Annotated in this window: 1 protein-coding gene; it reads right to left on the reverse strand. The window is 36.4% G+C overall.

The features are described from left to right. Positions 1–243 precede the first annotated feature (243 nt). The coding region (locus DNJ75_RS15220) for a hypothetical protein (RefSeq protein ID WP_157968427.1) at positions 244–560 on the reverse strand (317 nt) is incomplete at its 5' end.

A 560-nucleotide genomic window follows, 5' to 3' on the forward strand; every position in this document is an offset into this window, starting at 1 on the left:
AGAATAGTTTTCCAATGTCATCTCGCTTTTTTTACATAGGTCGAGCACTAATTTAAATGAACTCCGAATAAGGATTTCAAGTTGCTTAGTGACATACTCAATATCATCTAAATTATCTAGTCTGTTACTTCCTATATTTTGCATGGTATTCTCCTTATGGTAAAAATTTAAAAGTTACGATGTGGGAGAATAACAATGCTCCCAAGGGAGTAATGCTTCTCCCTTGGGATGATAATTGTGTGATTAAAGATGTGCTTGCAGTATGATTGCAGCGGCGATGGATAGACCTGCAATTAAAATAGAAACGATGACATTTCTATTTTCTCTGGTGAGTCTTTTTTCCATGGCAACACTGTTATCGGTCATACGCTTTTCAACTGCATGACTAAATGCTGTCATCCGTTTTTCAACAGATTCCAAATGTTTATCATGCTGTTTGAGCACTTCTTTCATTGCATCAGTTAACATAGAATCGACCTCATGTTTAGCATAAACATTTTCAATCTTTACATTGGCGATAATATCAACTAACTGGCGCGATTTCTCGTGCGGTAGGTCAA

This window comes from Cysteiniphilum litorale, assembly GCF_003428165.1.
GTDB lineage: Bacteria > Pseudomonadota > Gammaproteobacteria > Francisellales > Francisellaceae > Caedibacter > Caedibacter litoralis.